Source organism: Micromonospora sp. NPDC048986 (genome assembly GCF_040649335.1).
GTDB classification, from domain to species: Bacteria; Actinomycetota; Actinomycetes; order Mycobacteriales; family Micromonosporaceae; genus Micromonospora; species Micromonospora alfalfae.
Genome location: NZ_JBEZFJ010000004.1, coordinates 197,296 through 215,040, shown reverse-complemented (window position 1 = coordinate 215,040; position 17,745 = coordinate 197,296). Strand labels below are relative to the sequence as shown.

The window sequence follows — 17,745 nt, the reverse complement described above, 5'->3', positions numbered from 1 at the left end:
CCGTCGTGCTGCGGGTGGTACCCCACGCGCGATCTTCTCTAACCCTCACCGTAGACGCCGAACCACTGCGACACGGGCAGTTCACGAGCGGCGGCGCAGAGTGCCAGGATGGGGTGGTGATCCTGGTGGGCACGTCCGGTTGGCAGTACCGGGACTGGCGCGGCCGCTTCTACCCGCAGCGGCTGCCGCAACGGCTCTGGCTGGAGCACTTCGCTGCCGGGTTCGCCACCGTCGAGGTCAACAACGCCTTCTACCGGCTGCCCGAGCGGGACACCTTCGCCGCCTGGCGGGCACGGACCCCGGCGGACTTCTGCGTGGCGGTGAAGATGAGCCGCTACCTCACCCACATCAAGCGGCTGCGCGACCCGGCGGAGCCGGTGGCCCGGTTCCTCGGCCGCGCCGACGCGCTCGGTGACCGGCTCGGCCCGGTGCTGCTGCAACTCCCGCCGAACCTGCGGGCGGACGTCGAGGCGCTGGACGCGACGCTGCGACTGTTTCCGGCGGAGGTGCGGGTCGCTGTCGAACCCCGGCACCCCTCGTGGTGGACCGACGCCACCCGGGCGGTGCTGGAACGGCGTCGGGCCGCGCTGGTCTGGGCGGACCGACTGGGACGCCCGGTCGCCCCCCGCTGGCGCACCACCGACTTCGGCTACCTGCGGCTGCACGAGGGGCGGGCGCGGCCGTGGCCCCGCTACGGTCGGGCCGCGCTGCGATCCTGGGTGGGCCGGCTGGCCGACGCCTTCGGCCCGGACGAGCCAGCGTACGTCTACTTCAACAACGATCCGGGCGGGGCCGCGATCGTGGACGCCGTCGCGTTCGCCGCGCTGGCCCGAGGGGCCGGGCACCCGGTGTCCCGAGTACCGACCGCCGCCGAGGCGGCCGCTGCCGACGACTGAGCCCGCCCGACAACGGTCGGGCGGGCTCGCGCTGTCAGGCCGTCACGGCATCATCGTGGCAAGGTCCTTGGGCATGGTGTCCTTCACGTCCTGCCACTCTCCCTGGGTGACATGACGGCGCAGCGTGTCCAGCACCACCTGCGTCACCCGCTCCGCGCCGCCCTCCGCGTCGTACGGGAAGCCCTGCCGGACCTCGTAGAGGAAGTCGTCGCGGTTGAGTTTGATCGGCACGTCGGACGGCACCCAGCCGTCGAAGTAGATCCCCCGCACCAGCACCGGCAACTGTTGGGCGAACTCCACGCTCTCGTTCACCGGCAGCCGGTCTCGCAGCAGGTGCAGCACGGTGCGCAGGGCCGCGTACGACTGGTTGCGCCGTTCCTTCGGCCAGCCGTAGGCGTTTTCGATGTCCTTGAGAATGAGGTTCGTCTTGTCCAGCGAGGACTCGAACGCCGAGATCATCGCGTCAGCCATCGGTCGACCCCCGTTCCGTGCTGTCCCACCGTCGGTCGTCGGCGCGACGCGGCGGCCCCACCGGGCCGCGGCGGCCCCGCACCGGGCTGCCCTGCGGGGCGCGCCGGGCGCTGTCGGCCGTGCCGACCACGTGCAGGACGGCACCACGCCGTCGATCCGTCACCACTCGAACCGTCATCCCCGTCACCTCCGTGTCGTCTCCGGCGTCGGCCGTCCACGGGGCGGCCGTACCCACCGCGTCCACCCTCCCTGTGGGTGGGGTGAGTCGTCCCCACCCGGATCGGGTGAGGTCACCCGGCGTCGAGGAGACCCGCGAGGGTCGTCGCGTTGGTCTGCGCGTAGTCGCGGTAGCAGTTGTTCATGAGCACGTGGGTCTGCCCGGCCTCGTCGGCCAGTTCGCGCAGCTTCGGCGCCCAGTCGGCCAACTCCCGCTTGGAGTAGTGGTAGCCGAACTTCTCGTGAATGTCCTTACTTGTCCACTTGTCGCTGTGCCCGTGGAAGCGCATGACAGCGAGGTCCGCGGTGGCGGCCAGCACCGGAGGCAGCGACGAGCGGTGGCCCTGCGGCATGTCCACGCAGACGTAGGGCAGTTTGTGCTCGCGCAGGAAGGCCAGGGTCTCGTCGGCATTGTCGCCGTCGAACCAGGAGGCGTGCCGGAACTCGTACACCGGGCGCAGTGGCGCGCAGCGCTTCGCCACCTCCAGCAGGTACTGCTTGTTGGCCCGCTTGATGGTGAACCAGGGCGGGAACTGGAACAGCAGCGCGCCGAGCTTGCCGGCCTCGACCAGCGGGTCCAGCGCGGACAGGAAGCGCGTCCACACCTCCTCGTACGACTGCGCGGGCAGGTCGTCGGGGTAGACGTTCTTCTTGTCGGTCTCCGGGCGCAGGTCCTTGTAGAGCGCGCTGACCCGGGTGGGGTGCCCGGTCAGCAGGCTGAACGCCTTGATGTTGAAGGTGAAGCCGGCCGGGGTGCGCTCGGCCCACAGCCGCGCTGTCGCCTCGGCGGGCGGCGAGTAGTAGGTGGCGTCCACTTCGACCAGCGGGAACTGCCGGGCGTAGTAGGCCAGCCGCTTCTCCGGGGTGTCGGCGGTCTGCGGATACCACCCCGAGTCCAGCAGTGTGCGGTCGGTCCAGGACGCGGTGCCCACGAGGATGTCACCCATTGTGGAAGTCCATCGCGTCACGGACCGACCGGCAACCGCTGGGGTGGCTCAGGCCGCCCGCCGCTCGCGAGTCTGCTTGCACGTCACACAGGTGGTGGCGGACGGGAAGATCTCCAGCCGCTCCACCGGGATCGCCGCCGAGCAGCCCTCGCACCAGCCGTAGGTGCCCTCCTCGAGCCGGCCGAGGGCGTGCTCGTACTGGGCGCGGCGGTCGAGGATGGTGCGCAACAGGGACTGGGCGGTGTCCCGCTCGGCCGTCTTGGTGCCGCTGTCGGCCTGGTCGTCGCCGGCGGTGTCGCCGACCTCCACCAGCCGCAGCACCTGGCTCTGGAGCACCGCCTGGTCGTACTCCGCGGTCAGCTCGTCGTAGCGCGCCTGGAGCGACTGTCGGATCTGGTCGATCTCCGTCTGGGACCGGGTCGTACCGACCGTGTCGTGGACGAGCATCGCTGCCTGCCTTTCCTGGGCCTGTGGCTCAAGGTGAACCGGGTGCCGGCGGCGCGGGGCCCCGGTCACGGTCGCGTTCGGTGCGCGGGCGATCACCCGCGCTCTGTGAGCCGGGCGAGTACCCGCCGAACCAGCCGTACAAACCGACAAATTCTCGGTTGTTGTCAGTCGTTCGCCCCGGGCTGCACGAGCGCCGGTCGGCGGGGGTCGTCGGCGCGTACCACCACGTCGGCGAAGCTCGCCGGCACGACCTCCTCGGCGTACCGGTCGAAGGCCGGCAGCGCCCACTGCTGGGCCGCTTCGGTACGCCGACGCAGCGCCGCCGGGGACAGCTCCAGGTGGACGGTCACGTCGAAGGGCAGGCCGCCGCCGAGCAGCAGCGAGCCGCTGACCAGGACGACGCCGCCGGGTGCCAGGTCGACGTAAGGGGCACGGCTGGCCCGGTCGGCGTCGGCGTCCCAGAGCGACGGAAGCAGCCGGCCGCTGCCGCCCGGACCGGCCGGGTCGAGCACCTCCCGGCGCAGCCCGGCCTCGTCGACCCAGGCCTCGTAGAAGGAGTCCGGGTTGGTGCGCCCCAACTCGAAGCGCAGCGACGCGGGGCGCAGGAAGTCGGTGGCGCGGACGTGCAGCACCGGATGGCCCTGGGCGCGCAGCGGGTCGACCAGCGACGCGGCCAGTTCGTCGACGCCGGCGGCGGGTGCGCCGTCCACCGCCACCCGCAGCCGCGCGGGGCCGGCGGCGGCGTTCGCGGCGCGGGTAGCCGCGTCGGCCAGCCGGCCGGTCAGCTCGGTGACGAGCAGGTCGGGCGAGATGGGGCGGATGCGCACCGGACCATCCTGCCCCGCGCCGGGTACGGCGGCGCCGCCGGTCAGCCGCTGCGGTCGATGGTGACCCGGGCGTCGTCGGCCAGCCGGTAGCCCACGCCGTAGACGGTGGTGACCAGCGGGACGTCCACGCCGACCTTGCCGCGCAGCCGACGCACGTGCACGTCGACGGTGCGTACGCCGGCGTGCTCGTAGCCCCACACGGCGTTGAGCAGTTGCAGCCTGGTGAACACCCGGCGCGGGTGGGCGACCAGGTGCAGCAGCAGGTCGAACTCCAGCCGGGTCAGCGGCAGCGGCTCCTCGTCGCGCAGCACCGAGCGCGACGAGGCGAGGATGTGCAGGGCCGGAATGGTCGAGCTGATCGGGCGGGCCGGCGACCGGCTGGCGGGGGCCTGGTCGGGGCGGCGTTCGGCCGGAACCGAGCCGATGATCACCCCTTCGCCCCGTTCCAGCATCTCGCGAGCGGCCTCCAACAGCCGACGCGCCGCCGGGGTCAGCGACTCCTCACAGGCCAGCGGGATGGACAGCGTCACGGTGAGCACGGGCGCGGCGGTGTTCGCCGGGCGACGCTGGCCGCCGGGGGGTCGACCGGGCACCGCGGGCTGGGACGTATGCCATCCGGCGCGCGACGAGGCGGGGCTGACCGACATGGTCCTCCTTGGGCTGGTCCGGGTATCTCCCCACGGCCCGGGACGCCGCTTCATCGATGCTTCCCGGCGCCTGGGCGAGGGTCAAGAGGCGGCTGCGTTGCATGAATGTGACAATTGACGAACACATCGGAGCCAAATGCTCGCTCTGCGTACGAGGCCTGATGATTACAGCAGAGTCGTCGAGATGCCCCGTTACGGGGGTCCCCGACCGGTTCACCAGGCGGTCACATCGCCGCCGGACCAGGGCTCAGCTGCTGTGATCCACGCTGATCGGGGCCTCGTCGGCCAGCCGGTAGCCGACGCCGTAGACGGTGGTGACCACCTCCGAGCCGGCCAGCTTGGCGCGCAGCCGCCGGACGTGCACGTCCACCGTCCGGGCCACCGCGTGCTCGTAGCCCCAGACGCTGGAGAGCAGTTGCAGGCGGGTGAAGACCCGGCGCGGCCGCTCGGCCAGGAACAGCAGCAGCTCGTACTCGATGCGGGTCAGCGCTATGACCCGGTCGCCCTGGCGGACCATCCGCGACCCGGCCAGGATGCGGACGTGGTCCGGCGCGGCCGGGCGCGGGGCCGGTGGCGGCACCGACGCGGGGTCCTCCACGGCCCGCAGTCGACCCTCCCCCGACTCGGCCAGTTCGCCGAGCAGCTGCACCAGCCGGGCCAGCCGGGGGCTCAGCGGCCCGGGGACGAGGTCGAGGGTGATGGTCAGGGTCGGGCTGGTGCGCGGACGGGCCGGCGGGCGCACGCCAGGGTGGCGGCGCGTGGGGATGGCGACGACGGACATGGTGCCTCCTGAGTGGCGGTACGCGCGCCACGCCGGGTGTGGCGTGACGGTCAGCGGCGCGCCCAGCCGGCGTTGACCGGGGACGCGAGGGGAGAGGGGTGGTGCAGCGGGGTCGGGCCGAGGGCCGGCAGGCCGGCGATCCGCCAGGCCGCGAACCCGCCGACCACATCGGTGGCCCGGTGCAGGCCGACGTCCTGCAACGCGGCGGCGGCCAGCGACGAGGTGTAGCCCTCCTGACAGAGGATCACCACCGGCACGTCGTAGTCGACGGCCTGCGGCACCCGGGCCGCGCAGCGTGGGTCGAAGCGCCACTCCAGCACGTTGCGTTCGACGATGAGCGAGCCCGGCACCACACCGTGCGCGGCCCGCTGCGCGGCCGGCCGGATGTCGACGAGCAGCGCTCCGCTCCGGTACGCCAGGTGCGCCCGCTCCGGGTCCAGCCGGCGCAGCCGGGCCCGCGCGGCGGCCAGGATCTCGTCGACGCCCCGGGAGCCCGGTGGCGGCACGGGGGCGGGACAGTGCTCGGCGGTTGTCTGCATTCTCGGTTCCTTCCGGTGACAGGGTTTCTCGGTGCGCGCGGCTACCAGGACCGGCCGGCTTCGGCGACCTCGGCGACCCGCAGCCGCCCGTCGAGGAGGTGGTAGCGGGTCATCCGCAGCAGCGCCGGCCGGTAGACGTGCACGCTGACCGCCGGGTCGACGCCTCGGTTTGTCACCTGGTGCACGTGCCGGGCGCCGAAGCGGCGGCCCGCGCCGGCCGGCAGCAGTCGGGGGCGTAGTCGGCCGGCGCTGACCGTCTCCTCGGTGAGAACGCCGCTGACCACCCGGAACGCCCCGGAGGAGCCGCCGTGGTCGTGCAGGTCGGTGCCCTGCCCGGGTAGCCAGCTCAGCGCCCACACCTCGTGCTCGTCGCTGACGGCGAGACGGGCGTACCAGCGATCGGCGCTGTCGAAACGCAGCGCGACCGGCCAGCCGGCCGGGTCGGCCCAGCCGCGGGCAACGGCGAGCAGGTCGGGCTCCGGACGGTGCTGCGTCATGGCGGTTCCTCGCGGGTCGTTCGGCGGGGTGCCCTCGTACTCTAGGCGGTAAAGCCTATAGGTTTAGTAGGTAATTCCGTCTGGTGGGACGCAGGTCAGCCGCTCGGGTGAATCAACGCAGCACTGGCGGGTCCGCGCGGTAGCCCGGCAACGATGGCCAGCGCACCGTCAACACCACCGACGCGCGCTCGGCGAACCAGGAATGGTCCACCCCACGGGCCCACACCACGTAGTCGCCCGGCGCGGCCAGCCGTACCGTCCGGTCCGGCAACTCCACCCGGAAACACCCCTCTACGAGTACGAGCAAAGTGGTGCGCACCTCGCCGGTCGCCCACCGCGACCGGGCCTGCCCAGGCGGATGCACACCCCACTTCACCTCGACGTCCGTGCTGTGCCGAATCTCCCCCGGCGGCGCGAAGTGCCCGAGTAGCCAACCGGCGTTGGTGGCGCCGTCAACGCCCGCGTTGCCCACGTACACCGTCTCACCCATCGGACCTCTCCCCCAGCGCGCCGGCCGAGCAACCTATCAGGACAGGTGTGGCTAACCTGGACCGGTGACCGAGAACCTCGACGCCGAGACGCTGGCGTTCGCGCACCGGATGTTCGACCTGGCCCGAGCCGGCGCCACCGACGAGCTGGCGGCGCAGATCGACGCCGGCCTGCCGGTCAACCTCACCAACGACAAGGGCGACACGCTGCTCATCCTGGCCGCGTACCACTCCCACCCGGACACGGTGGCCGCCCTGCTCAGCCGCGGCGCCGACCACACCCGGGCCAACGACCGAGGTCAGACCGCGTTGGCCGCGGCGGTCTTCCGCAGCAGCACCGAGGCGGTCCGCGCGCTCCTCGCCGCCGGCGCGGACCCGGCCCACGGCAACCCGTCGGCCGTCGAGACCGCGCGCTTCTTCGACCTACCGGAGATGACCGAGCTGCTGCGCGTCGGCTGACACCGGCACGGCCGGCCGGTATACAGGGTCGGTGGAAGATCCTCTACCGGAGCAGATGCGCTCCGCCGGCACCGCGCTGCTGACCGCGCTCGACCCCGCCGCCCGCGAGAGCGCCATGCACTCGTTCGACGACGAGGCGGCCCGACGCTGGCTGGAGTACCGGCCCCGACCCCGACCGGGCGTCTGCCTCGCCGAACTCGACGTCACCGCCCGCAAGGCCGCGCACCGGTTGCTGGCCACCGCGCTCAGCCCCTCGGCGTACGCACAGGCGATGGCGATCATCTCGTTGGAGGAGGTGCTGGACCGGGCCGAGGGCTGGCAGCGCGGGCGGCACAGCGCCGACTACTGGGTGGCCGTGTTCGGTGACCCGGCACGCGACGACCGTTGGGCGTGGCGACTCGAAGGGCACCACCTGTCGGTGAACATGACAGTGGTGGACGGTCAGGTCTCCCCAGCGCCGATCTTCTTCGGCGCCAACCCGGCCGCGGTCCGCTACGCCGGCCGGCCGGTCTCCCGCCCACTCGGCGTGGAGGAGGACCTGGCCCGCGCCCTGCTCGACGCGCTGGGCCCGGCCGAGCGGGCCGCCGCGATCATCGCCGACGAAGCGCCGGCGGACATCATCAGCGCCACCCGTGGGCGGGTCGACGCGCCACTGGAGCCCCTCGGCGTACCGGCGCAGCGGCTCGGACCGACCGGCCGCGCGCTGCTCGACCAGGTGGTCGCCCTCTACCTCGACCGGCTGCCGCCCGAGCTGGCCATCCGGGAGGCGACCCGCCTGGACGCCGGCCCGCTGCACTTCGCCTGGGCCGGCCCGACCCACCCCGGGCGGCGACACTACTACCGGGTGCAGGGCGACGACCTGCTGATCGAGTACGACAACACCACAGCGGACGGCAACCACGCGCACACCGTGCTACGCCGCCCCGCCAGCGACTTCGGCGCCGACGTCCTGGCAACCCACCACCAAACCCACCCCCACTAACCCGCCCCGCCCCGCCCCGCCCCCCGCCCCGCGCCCCGCAGCCCGGCGCCTCGCGCCCGCCCTTGCCGATCTTGCAGTTCTGGTGGTCGAACTGCCCGGATAAGCGGCTTTCACGGGTGCCGAAAGTGCAAGATCGGCGGGGATGGCGTGCTTGTCGAGGGTGGGGTGCTTGTCAGGGGCGGGTGGCCTCGATGAGGAAGCGTTGGGCGTGGGCGACGAAGGGGCCTTCGTTGGCGATGCGGTGGTGCAGGGCGCGCAGTGGCGCGCGGTAGCGGTCGACCGTGAACCCGGGCACCGTCCAGATCACCTTGCGCAGGAACCAGACCACCGCGCCGATGTCGGCGAAGGCCGCCCGCAGCGTGGCCCGACGCAGGTCGACCACCCGCAGGCCAGCTGACTCGGCGGCGGCGACCGCGTGCTCGGGGTGGCGCTGGGTCGGCGACGGCAACGGCCCGAGGATCGCCTCACTCAGCTCCCGCATCGTGCCGGCCCCGATCTGCTGCGACAGGAACGTCCCACCCGGCCGTAGCACCCGCGCCGTCTGAACCCAGTCGGTACGCACCGGATGCCGGCTGACCACCAGGTCGAACGAGGCGTCGCGAAACGGTAGCGGCCCGTCCGGCGCGACCGCGACCATCGACGCGCCGACCCGACGCAGGGTCCGGCGGGCGACCTCCACGTTCGGCGGCCACGCCTCGGTCGCCGCCAGCAGCTTCGGTGGACGCGGCACCTCGGCGAGCACCTCCCCGCCGCCGGTGTCCACGTCCAGCGCCGCATCGGCCCGCACCATCCGCTCGGCGACCAGCCTGGCGTACCCCCAGGGTGGACGCTCCTCAGTGGCCCGTCCGGCCAGCCAACCGAAGCCCCAACCATCGACGGGCGCAGCGGCGGCCTCCGCGATCAAGTCTTCGGCGTCACGCTCAGCGGTCATGGCGGTCAGCCTCGCGGCCGATCACCCGGCCGGCAACCCATTTGCCGCCGCCCGGTCGGGTGCCCACGGTGGAGCTCAGCCGAGGCTGAGCCCGTGCTCCTCAAGAGCGGCCTGGAGGATCCCGAGCGCCTTGGGGCCCAGGCCGTGCAGCTTGGCCAGGTCCGCCCGGGGAACGCCCGCGAGCTGGCGCAGCGCGGTGTAGCCGGCATCATGCAGGGCCCGGGTGGCGGGCGCGCCGATCTTCGGAAGCGTGTCCGGAGAGGAGGTCATCCGGGGATGGTAGACCGACCAGTCGCACGGATGCCGGCCCCGCACACCAGGCTCGCTGTCCGGCCGGACGCCGCGTCCGGCGGATCAGGCTCGTCCGGCGGGTCCGGCGGGTCCGGCGGGTCCGGCGCGTCCGAAGGGTCCGGCGGGTCCGGCGCGTCCGAAGGGTCCGGCGGGTCCGGCGGATCAGGCGGGGCCAGCGCGCCCAGCAGGGTCGGCGCGCCCAGCAGGGTCGGCGCACCCTCCGCGCATTCAGCGGGTCCGGCGCGTCCGGCGGGTCGGGTCATGGCGGACGGTCTCGCGGGTGGGGTCAGGGCGAGTCCAGCGGGTCCGGTGCGCGGGTCCGCTCTGCGGCCGGGGTAGAGCCGAGACCCCCGGCAGGTCGGGTCAGGGGCGGGCGATCTCGCCGGTGGAGCCGGCGAGCGCGTCCAGGCCGCCGGCCTCGGCGCGGCCGCTGTCGAACTGACGCATCAGCCGGGCGCCCAGGTGCACGCCGACCCCGCCGACGGCCAGCGCGACCAGTTCGGTGACCAGGATCGCCACCGACGCGCCGCGCTGCGGGGAGTGTGACCGGACCAGGCAGGTGAGCAGGAACATGGCGGCCATCACCGCGTTCACCAGGTTGAAGGCAACGGCGGTGCGGCGGGTACGGTCGCCCGGCACGTCCCACAGGTCAACCATGCCGGCCACGACGGTCAGCGCGGCCGCGACGAGGGCGGCGACGCCGGTCCAGTAGCCGACCTCGCCGAGGAACGCGGGCCCCCCGATCACGTCGGTGAGGTCGAAGACGGTGGCGCTGACGAACAGCCCGAGCGGGAACGTCACCAGCATCGGTTGGATCGGGTGCCCCTGCACCCGCAGCCGGCTCTGCATCGGTCCTCCCCCAGGTCGGCGCAGCTCACCTGACCAGAGTGCTACCCGGGGTCGGTCGAGGCGAAACGATGCCGCCCGACTCGCCGCCGGCAGGGAGAACGGGCACCGTGGCCGCGCTCGCCGAGGCCGGACGGCCAGACCGGCGGTGATCGACTCGGCCCCCAGGCGCACCCAGCGGCCCCAGCGCGGCCCACGCGGCCCCAGCGGCCCGGGTCAGTTGTCGCGTTGGCGGGAGACCGTCCGGACCAGGCGCTCGGCCACCTCGCGCAGCGGGATGTCCAGTGACGCGGCGGCGGTGCGCAGCACGTCGAGGGCCTCGGCCGGCGAGCACCCCCGCTGGGTCATGATCACGCCGACGGCCTGGCCTACCACCCCGTCGTGCAGGAGTGAGGTGTCCCGTTCACCGGCGAGGGTGAGTTGTCGGTTGCGGTCGCGGACGGCGGCGAGCAGCAGACCTGCGTGTTCGGCGAGCAGCATGGCGGTCAACTGGTGTTGCGGGGTCAAGAGGTCCGGCGCGGCGGCGTACAGGTTGATCGCCCCGATGACCTGGTCGTCGATGTCGACCGGTGCGGAAATCACCCCGCGTACGCCGAGGTCGCGGGCGTGCGTCGTCCACGCCGGCCAGCGGGGCTCACCGGTCAGGTCGGCGGCGAGGATCATCTCGCGGCGGTGGATCGCGCTCATCGCCGGTGTGTCCGGCCCGTGTCGCAGGTCGTCCAGCCCGGCCAGCCCCTCGTCGGAGGCGGCCACCCCGGCCGGCTCGCCGGCCCGCAGGGCGGTGAACCCGCACCAGCGCACCCCGGCGACGGCGTCCCGGGTGACCCGGACCAGGGCCAGCAGCGCCTCATCAAAGTCGGTCAGGGCGATCAGCCCGGCGGTCAGCTCCCGTAAGAGTGCGGCTGCTTCCAGGACGCCGAGGGTGTGCGTCACCGGCTCCCGCGTGTCGAGGTTCACCGGTTCGCAGCCTCCGTGCCGTCTCGCGCCTGCCCGGCAAGCATCGTCACCTGTGTCATCGTCTGCTCTCTCCCGACTCGACCGACCAGCCCTACTACCCTGGGAAACCTGGGTCGAAACGGCGTAAATCGGAGCCCCGGTCGCGCGCGGAGGCGCGATCGGGGCCCCGACGGTCGGTACGTCAGCGCGAGGCGCCGCTGAGTCGCCGCCCGATCGACGCGATCAGACGGTCGAGCTCGGACCCGAACGGGTTGTCGTGCACCAGGTACGTCCAGGTGGCGGTGGGCCGGACCAGGGTGCCGTCGTCGGGCTGCCAGTCCTCATCGAATTCGGTCTCGGTGAAGGTGGCGATGGTGCGGGCCTCGATCTCGGGGATCAGGTCGTTGAACGCCGGCACCGCGGCCCGGTGGAACTCGTCCAGCGGGTCGAGCCGGCCCAGCGCGCGCAGGTGCACGCCCTCGCGGACCTCCGACAGCTCGGCAAGGTGCTCGGCCCAGAGTCGGTCCAGGTGGTAGAGCGCGATCGACCGGGCGGCACGGGCGAGGAGGTCCTCGTCCATCTCGCCGGCCTTCTCGGGCTCCTTCTCCAGCAGCATGACCGCGGCCACGTCACTGGTCAGCAGCCGCTCCCGGCGGGCGGCCAGGGCCTTGCGCTGCTGCTCGATCACCACGCTGTAGCGCCAGGTGTTGCGGTGGATCTCGTGGTTGACGCCCTCGGCGACCCGTTGGGCGTGCTCCACCGCGTAGTCGACCTGCTCGTCGGTCACCAGACCGTCGGCGTTCATCCGCGGCGAGGCCGGCACCGAGTCGGCGGCGTGCCGGACGACGAGGTCGTCCTCCAGACTGACGAAGAAGACCGAGCCACCCGGGTCGCCCTGCCGGCCGGCCCGACCGCGCAGCTGGTCGTCCACCCGGCGGCTGTCGTGCCGGCCGCTGCCGATCACGTAGAGCCCGCCCAGCTCGGCGACCCGCTCCTGGTCGGTCTGGTCGCTGCCGCCGAGGCGAATGTCGACGCCTCGGCCGGCCATCTGGGTGGAGACGGTCACCGCGCCGTACGCGCCGGCCTCGGCGATGATCGCGGCCTCTTCGTCGTCGTTCTTGGCGTTCAGCACGACGCAGGGCACCCCGGCGGCGTTCAGCCCGGCGGCCAAGCCCTCGGACTCCTTGACGTCAAGGGTGCCGACCAGCACCGGACGCCCCTTGGCGTGCCAGCGCTGGATCTCGTCGATCAGCGCCTCGTCCTTCTCCGCCCGGGTGGCGTAGATGCGGTCCGGCTCGTCCTCGCGGATGCACGGGGTGTTCGGCGGGATCACCGCGACCTCAAGGTCGAAGAACTCGCGCAGCTGGTCGCCGACCAGCACCGCGGTGGCGGTCATCCCGCAGACCTTGGGGTAGAGCGCGATGTACGCCTGCATGGCGATGGTGCCGAGCACCTCACCCTCGGCGGTGGCGTCCAGCCCCTCCTTGGCCTCGACCGCGGCCTGGAGACCGTCCGGCCAGCGGCGGCGCTGGGCCACCCGGCCGCGCATCTCGTCGACCAGCTCGACGGAGCCGTCCCGGACGATGTAATCCACGTCACGGTGCAGCAGGGCGTGCGCGTGCAGCGCCACGTTGACAGCGGAGAGCTGCGCGACGTGTTCCTCGTCGTACAGGTCGATGCCGAGCTTGGCCTCGATGGCGGCCAGGCCGGCGGAGGTGAACGCCACGCTGCGCCCGTCCTCGGCGACCGTGTAGTGCTTGCCCTTGCGCAGGCCACGCACCAGCGCGGCGGCGGCGTGCACCGGGTCCTGCTCGCCCGGCACCGCGCCGGCCAGGACCATCGGCACCCGGGCCTCGTCGATCATGATCGAGTCGGCCTCGTCGACGATGGCGGTGGTCAGCGCGGGCTGCACCCGGTCTTCCACGTCGGTGACGAGCTGGTCGCGCAGGTAGTCGAAGCCCGCCTCGCTGACCGAGACGTAGGTGACGTCGCAGGCGTACGCGTCGCGCCGCTCCTGCGGGGTGGAAGCCTCGTTGACCCAGCCGACGGTGAGGCCGAGCAGGGTGTAGACCGGCTCCATCCACTGGGCGTCGCGCCGGGCCAGATAGTCGTTGATGGTGAGCACGTGCACCGGGCCGTTGCCGAGCCGGACGTGCCCGTACGCGGCGACCGTGGCGGTCAGTGTCTTGCCCTCACCGGTGGCCATCTCGGCGACCTTGCCGGAGAGCAGCGACATCGCGCCGAGCAGCTGCACGTCGTACGGCCGCTGGTCGAGGCCGCGGCGGGCGGCCTCACGGCCGACGGCGCAGATCTCCTCGTAACCGGCGGCGGCACCCGCGGCCGCGGTCAGCTCGGCGTCGTCGAGCGCGGTGAGCTCAGCCTCGCGCGCCTCGATCGCCGGGAGCAGTTTCTCCAGCGGAGCAAGATCCACGGTCGAGCCGGGGCGCTGGAGGAACCGCCGGAACTTGCTCTTGAACCGTTGCGACACACCCATGAGCGGCAACGGTACGCGATTCCGGGCGGCGCGCGCGGCCCGGCCGCCCGGCAAGTCTGCCTTCCTGGGGCGCGGTCAGCCGACCAGCAGCTGGTGGCTGGCGAGTTCCCGGTACAGCGGGTCGGTGGCGGTCAGTTCGGCGTGGGTGCCCACGGCCACCACTCGGCCGCCGTCGAGGACGACGATCTGGTCGGCGTCGACAACTGTGGCGAGCCGGTGCGCCACGATCAACAGGGTCCGCCGGACGGCCACGGCGTCGATGGCGCGGCGCAGCGCGACCTCGTTGCGGGAGTCGAGGTTGCTGGTCGGCTCGTCGAGCAGCAGCACCGGCGGGCCGGCGAGCAGCGCGCGGGCGATGGCCAGGCGCTGCCGCTCACCTCCGGAGAGCAGCACGCCACCCTCGCCGACCTGCACGTCGAGGCCCAGCGGGGTGCGCTGCGCCAGGTGGCCCAGGTTGACCTCGTCGAGGACGTCGCGCAACCGGTCGTCGGTGGCCTCCGGGGTGGTGATCAGCAGGTTCTCCCGCAGCGTGCCGGCCAGCACGGGAGCCTCCTGCTCGACGTAGCCGAGCCGGGCCCGCAGCGCGTCGCGGGGCAGGTCCCGAACGTCGGTGCCGTCGAGGCGGACCGCGCCGGCGCTCACCTCGTAGAACCGCTCGACCAGGGCCAGCAGTGTGGACTTGCCGGCGCCGGAGGGACCGACGAGGGCGGTCCGGGTGCCGGCGGGGACCGCGAAGCTGACCTCGTGCAGCACCGGCTCGCCGTCCGGGTAGCCGAAGCCCACCCGGTCGAACTCGATCATCGGGGTCGGACGGCGCGGGGTCGCCGTCGCGGCGGCGGGCGCCGGCCGGTCGTCCGCGCCCTCGGCGGGCACCGTGAGGATCTCCTCGATCCGCTGGAGCGCGCCGAGGCCGGACTGCAACTGGGTGTACGCCCGCAGCACCTGACCCAGCGGCAGCGCCAGCAGGAACAGGTACATGACGAACGCGACCAGGTCGCCGACGGAGATGGCCCCGGCGGCGACCCGCGCCCCACCGATGCCGAGCACCAGCAGGAACGCCCCCTGCACGGTGACCGAGCCGATCGGACCGACCAGCGCCTGCACCCGGGCCACCCGCAGCCCCGCCGCGTACGCCTCCCGCGCGCTGCCGGTGACGGTCTCCGTCTCCCGGGTCTCGGCGCGGCTGGCCCGGATGGTCCGGGCCGCGGAGATTGCCCGCTCCACCGCCGAGGTCATCTCGCCGATCCGCTCCTGGGCCACTCGGGCCAGCGCCCGGACCCGGCGGGCGAAGGTGGCGGCGAAGGCCAGCCCCAGCGCCACCCCGAGCAGTGTGACGCCGAACAGCAGCGGGTCGAGCAGCACCATTGCCGTGCCGGCGCCGACCACCGTCACCGCCCCGGTGACCGTCTCGAACAGTCCGGAGGTGACGACCGCCCGCAGCAGCGTGGTGTCCGAGCCGACCCGGGAGAGCAGGTCACCGGTGCGTCGGCGGTCGTACTCGGCGATGGGCAGCCGCAGCAGGTGACCGGCCAGGCGGCGCCGGGTGCCCAGCACCACCCCCTCGGCGGTGCGTTGCAACAGGTAGTCACGCAACCCGCCGATCGCCGCGCCGAGCACCACGAGGGCCACCAGCACCGCCACCAGCCGGGCCACGCCCTGCTCGGCGCCGATCCGCTCGAGCACCGACCGGGTCAGCAGCGGCTGCGCCAACGACGCCGCCGAGCCGACCAGCGACAGCGCGCCCACCACCACCAGGGTGCCGCGGTGTTCGCGCAGGTAGGGCAGCAACGCGGCCAGGCCGACCGAGCGGCCCGCACGGCTGCCGCCGGCCGGCCGGCCGGTCGAGGTGTCGCCGGGAACCGGCCGGTCCTGCACGGTGCTCATGTCGCGAACGGTAGCCGCCCCGGGCACGCGGCGACGGCGGGTCAGGCGGCGAGCACCACCTGAAGCTCCTGGCGGCGACGGTCGGCCAGGTCGGTGAGGAGGGCTGGCGCCTCGTCGAACGGCACCACCGCCGAGACGAGGTGCTTGCGGATCGCGTCGCCGTAGGTCCTGAGCAGGTCGACGGTCTCGGCGGAGAGCCGCTCGCGGTCCCAGGTGGGCGCGAGCCCGCGCGGCACCCGGCCGATCTGGGCACAACGCAGCGACAACCCGTTGTGGTGGAACTCCTCACCGAGGCGGACCGCGTCCGCGCCGCCCTGATAGAAGGCGAGGTCGATGACGCTGCCCTGGGGCCGCAGCAGACGCAGGGCGAGGTGCAGCGCCCACGCCTGCCCCCGGCACTGGAACACCACGTCGGCGCCCCGGTCGCCGGCGGTGTGCGCCCAACGGGTCTTGAGCACCACCGCCGGGTCGTCCGCGTCGGGGTCGAGGGTTTCCAGGCCGAGCGCCTCGGCCACCTGGCGGCGTTGCGGGGTGGGGTCGAGCACCACCACCGACGCTGCGCCGTTGCGCCTGGCGAACAACGCGGTCAGCAGCGCCACGACGCCGGCGCCGACGACGGCGACCCGTCGGCCGCGTACCCCGTCGCCGAGCGCGCGGACGTCGCTGCCGTGCAGGTCGGCGGCGGCGTGCAGCAGACCGTTGGCGCAGATCGGGCCCATGTGCGCGACGTAGACGCCGAGCAGCGGGTCCAGGTCGTCGGGCAGCGCCACGAACCGCTCGGCGACCGGGTCGGCCAGCCAGCCGGTGCGGTGCCCGTACGTCATCGCGCCGACACTGCCCACCGCGATCGCCGGGGTCTCGCTCTCCACCACCCGGGCGACCTGCATGTAGCCGAGGCGGTTCACCGGGTAGGGCGTGCTGGCCGCGCCCGGCTGGAACAGGCCCAGGTCGGCGTTCCAGGTGACGTTCAGGTAGGGGTTCGTGCCCTTGACGTAGCTCAGCTCGGTGCCGGCGGAGACACCGCTGAACAGCGTCTCGACCCGGAAGGTGCCGGGGCGCAGCGGGGCGGCGTCCTGCTCGACGAGGTCGACCCGGCCGGGGCCGGTGACCACCACGACCTTGTCACGCATCGACTGTCACCCCCGTGGCGAGCACCACCGGCGCTGTCGCTGCGCCGAGCCGCACCGTGGCGCCGGTACGGGCCGAGTCGGCCACCGCGAGCGCCAGGCGCTGGGTCGCGAGGGCCTCGGCGTACGGGACGCGCACGTCGTCGCCGATGCCGCGGACGGCGTCGACGAAGGCGCGGTCCACCGCCACCCGGGCGGCTTCCGGGTCGGCGGGGATGTGTCGTTCGCCGTTGGCGTCGCGTACCGACAGCCCTTCCTCGGTGATCGCGAGGGCCAGCCCGTCGGCGAGGATCTCCAGGCCGGCGCGGTGCTTCCAGCCGAGGACGCAGGCGGCGCTGAGCGTGCCGACCGCGCCGTCGGCGAAGCGCAGCGCGGCGGTGGTCACCGAGTCGATGTCGGCGCCGTCGACCGGCGGTGGGGTGCCGTTGCCGTACGCGGTGACCTCGGTGACCTCGCCGGCCAGCACCCGGATCAGGTCGAGCACGTGGGCGGCCTGCTCGACCACCGGCCCGCCGGAGCGGTCCCGCCGCGACCACCACGCCACCGGGGGCACCTTGTCCAGCCAGGCGCCGCTGACCATCCGCACCGGACGGTCGGCGAGCAGGTCGCGGGCCTGGTCGAGCACGCTCAGGTAACGCCAGTGGTGGCCGACGGCGGTACGCAGCCCGCGCCGCGCGACCAGGTCGGCGATCCGCTCGGCGGTGCTCAGGTCGACAGCGACGGGCTTCTCCACGAACATCGGCACCCCGGCCTCGATCACCGCTTGCTCGGCGGGGCCGTGCGCGAACGGTGGCACGCAGACGTACACGGCGTCCAGATCGGTGGCCAGCAGCTCGGCGACGTCGGCGCAGGCCCGCCCGCCGTGCTGTGCGGCCAGCGCGGACGCCGCCTCCGGCGCCACGTCGGTGACACCGACCAGCTCGACGTCGTCGAACCCGGCCAGCACCCGCGCGTGACGCTGTGCCACGCCGCCGGCCCCGACCAGCCCCACCCGACAGTTGCGCATCCCCCACACCCCTTCGAAGACGTTTCACGTGCG

At 73.3% G+C, this 17,745-nt stretch carries 21 protein-coding genes; 3 read left to right on the top strand and 18 right to left on the bottom strand.

The features are described 5' to 3' along the window. The first annotated feature begins 116 nt into the window (after window positions 1–116). Window positions 117–896, top strand: coding sequence for a DUF72 domain-containing protein (locus AB0B94_RS11295; protein ID WP_357271649.1), 780 nt, complete (start codon window positions 117–119; stop codon window positions 894–896). A gap of 42 nt (window positions 897–938) precedes the next feature. On the opposite strand, the gene AB0B94_RS11290 is transcribed toward AB0B94_RS11295, so the two are convergent. The 10 genes from AB0B94_RS11290 to AB0B94_RS11245 all read right to left on the bottom strand — a co-directional run bounded on the left by AB0B94_RS11290 (window position 939) and on the right by AB0B94_RS11245 (window position 6,758). Beyond that, window positions 939–1,367, bottom strand: a complete 429-nt coding sequence (locus AB0B94_RS11290; RefSeq protein WP_357271646.1) for a DUF2267 domain-containing protein — start codon at window positions 1,365–1,367, stop codon at window positions 939–941. Further along, window positions 1,360–1,545, bottom strand: a complete 186-nt coding sequence (locus AB0B94_RS11285; protein ID WP_357271642.1) for a hypothetical protein — start codon at window positions 1,543–1,545, stop codon at window positions 1,360–1,362. Before AB0B94_RS11285 ends, AB0B94_RS11290 begins: the two co-directional genes overlap by 8 nt. 112 nt (window positions 1,546–1,657) lie before the next feature. Further along, window positions 1,658–2,530 (bottom strand): DUF72 domain-containing protein, encoded by an 873-nt coding sequence (locus AB0B94_RS11280; RefSeq protein ID WP_357271638.1) that lies wholly within the window; start codon window positions 2,528–2,530, stop codon window positions 1,658–1,660. A gap of 48 nt (window positions 2,531–2,578) precedes the next feature. Further along, complete coding sequence (locus AB0B94_RS11275; protein WP_091408390.1) at window positions 2,579–2,977, bottom strand: TraR/DksA C4-type zinc finger protein; 399 nt, start codon at window positions 2,975–2,977, stop codon at window positions 2,579–2,581. Window positions 2,978–3,141: 164 nt separating this feature from the next. After that, complete coding sequence (locus tag AB0B94_RS11270; RefSeq protein WP_357271634.1) at window positions 3,142–3,804, bottom strand: uridine kinase; 663 nt, start codon at window positions 3,802–3,804, stop codon at window positions 3,142–3,144. Window positions 3,805–3,845: 41 nt separating this feature from the next. Further along, on the bottom strand, window positions 3,846–4,451 hold the full coding sequence (locus tag AB0B94_RS11265; protein ID WP_238672145.1) for a winged helix-turn-helix domain-containing protein: 606 nt from the start codon (window positions 4,449–4,451) through the stop codon (window positions 3,846–3,848). 247 nt (window positions 4,452–4,698) lie between these two features. Continuing rightward, entirely contained in the window at window positions 4,699–5,232 is a 534-nt protein-coding gene (locus tag AB0B94_RS11260; protein ID WP_357271630.1) for a winged helix-turn-helix domain-containing protein, read from the bottom strand. Between the two features lie 50 nt (window positions 5,233–5,282). Further along, the gene (locus AB0B94_RS11255; protein ID WP_357271627.1) at window positions 5,283–5,771 is read right to left on the bottom strand and encodes a rhodanese-like domain-containing protein; all 489 of its coding nucleotides are present in this window, start codon (window positions 5,769–5,771) and stop codon (window positions 5,283–5,285) included. Window positions 5,772–5,812: 41 nt separating this feature from the next. Next, a complete protein-coding gene (locus tag AB0B94_RS11250; RefSeq protein WP_357271624.1) occupies window positions 5,813–6,268 on the bottom strand; it encodes a cysteine dioxygenase family protein in 456 nt (151 codons plus the stop codon). Between the two features lie 112 nt (window positions 6,269–6,380). After that, on the bottom strand, window positions 6,381–6,758 hold the full coding sequence (locus AB0B94_RS11245) for a signal peptidase I (protein WP_030490949.1): 378 nt from the start codon (window positions 6,756–6,758) through the stop codon (window positions 6,381–6,383). A gap of 64 nt (window positions 6,759–6,822) precedes the next feature. Here AB0B94_RS11245 and AB0B94_RS11240 point away from each other — a divergent pair, with 64 nt between their 5' ends. After that, window positions 6,823–7,215 carry an ankyrin repeat domain-containing protein gene (locus tag AB0B94_RS11240; RefSeq protein ID WP_357271620.1) on the top strand — a complete coding sequence of 131 codons (393 nt, stop codon included), beginning with the start codon at window positions 6,823–6,825 and terminating at the stop codon, window positions 7,213–7,215. A gap of 31 nt (window positions 7,216–7,246) precedes the next feature. Further along, the gene (locus AB0B94_RS11235) at window positions 7,247–8,197 is read left to right on the top strand and encodes a DUF3500 domain-containing protein (protein WP_238672142.1); all 951 of its coding nucleotides are present in this window, start codon (window positions 7,247–7,249) and stop codon (window positions 8,195–8,197) included. Window positions 8,198–8,369: 172 nt separating this feature from the next. On the opposite strand, the gene AB0B94_RS11230 is transcribed toward AB0B94_RS11235, so the two are convergent. The 8 genes from AB0B94_RS11230 to AB0B94_RS11195 all read right to left on the bottom strand — a co-directional run bounded on the left by AB0B94_RS11230 (window position 8,370) and on the right by AB0B94_RS11195 (window position 17,712). Beyond that, the gene (locus tag AB0B94_RS11230) at window positions 8,370–9,128 is read right to left on the bottom strand and encodes a methyltransferase domain-containing protein (protein WP_357271616.1); all 759 of its coding nucleotides are present in this window, start codon (window positions 9,126–9,128) and stop codon (window positions 8,370–8,372) included. A gap of 75 nt (window positions 9,129–9,203) precedes the next feature. Further along, on the bottom strand, window positions 9,204–9,398 hold the full coding sequence (locus AB0B94_RS11225; protein ID WP_238672140.1) for a DNA-binding protein: 195 nt from the start codon (window positions 9,396–9,398) through the stop codon (window positions 9,204–9,206). Window positions 9,399–9,782: 384 nt separating this feature from the next. After that, entirely contained in the window at window positions 9,783–10,268 is a 486-nt protein-coding gene (locus AB0B94_RS11220; RefSeq protein ID WP_357271612.1) for a DUF2231 domain-containing protein, read from the bottom strand. Window positions 10,269–10,481: 213 nt separating this feature from the next. After that, window positions 10,482–11,222 (bottom strand): GAF and ANTAR domain-containing protein, encoded by a 741-nt coding sequence (locus AB0B94_RS11215; RefSeq protein ID WP_357271608.1) that lies wholly within the window; start codon window positions 11,220–11,222, stop codon window positions 10,482–10,484. A 181-nt stretch (window positions 11,223–11,403) separates the two neighbouring features. Next, window positions 11,404–13,695, bottom strand: a complete 2,292-nt coding sequence (secA2, locus tag AB0B94_RS11210; RefSeq protein WP_357271605.1) for an accessory Sec system translocase SecA2 — start codon at window positions 13,693–13,695, stop codon at window positions 11,404–11,406. Between the two features lie 75 nt (window positions 13,696–13,770). Further along, the gene (locus AB0B94_RS11205; RefSeq protein WP_357271602.1) at window positions 13,771–15,579 is read right to left on the bottom strand and encodes an ABC transporter ATP-binding protein; all 1,809 of its coding nucleotides are present in this window, start codon (window positions 15,577–15,579) and stop codon (window positions 13,771–13,773) included. Between the two features lie 41 nt (window positions 15,580–15,620). Then, window positions 15,621–16,709, bottom strand: coding sequence for a zinc-binding alcohol dehydrogenase (locus AB0B94_RS11200; protein ID WP_357271599.1), 1,089 nt, complete (start codon window positions 16,707–16,709; stop codon window positions 15,621–15,623). Then, on the bottom strand, window positions 16,702–17,712 hold the full coding sequence (locus tag AB0B94_RS11195) for a Gfo/Idh/MocA family oxidoreductase (RefSeq protein WP_357271596.1): 1,011 nt from the start codon (window positions 17,710–17,712) through the stop codon (window positions 16,702–16,704). The genes AB0B94_RS11200 and AB0B94_RS11195 overlap by 8 nt, the downstream gene beginning before the upstream one ends. Window positions 17,713–17,745 lie beyond the last annotated feature (33 nt).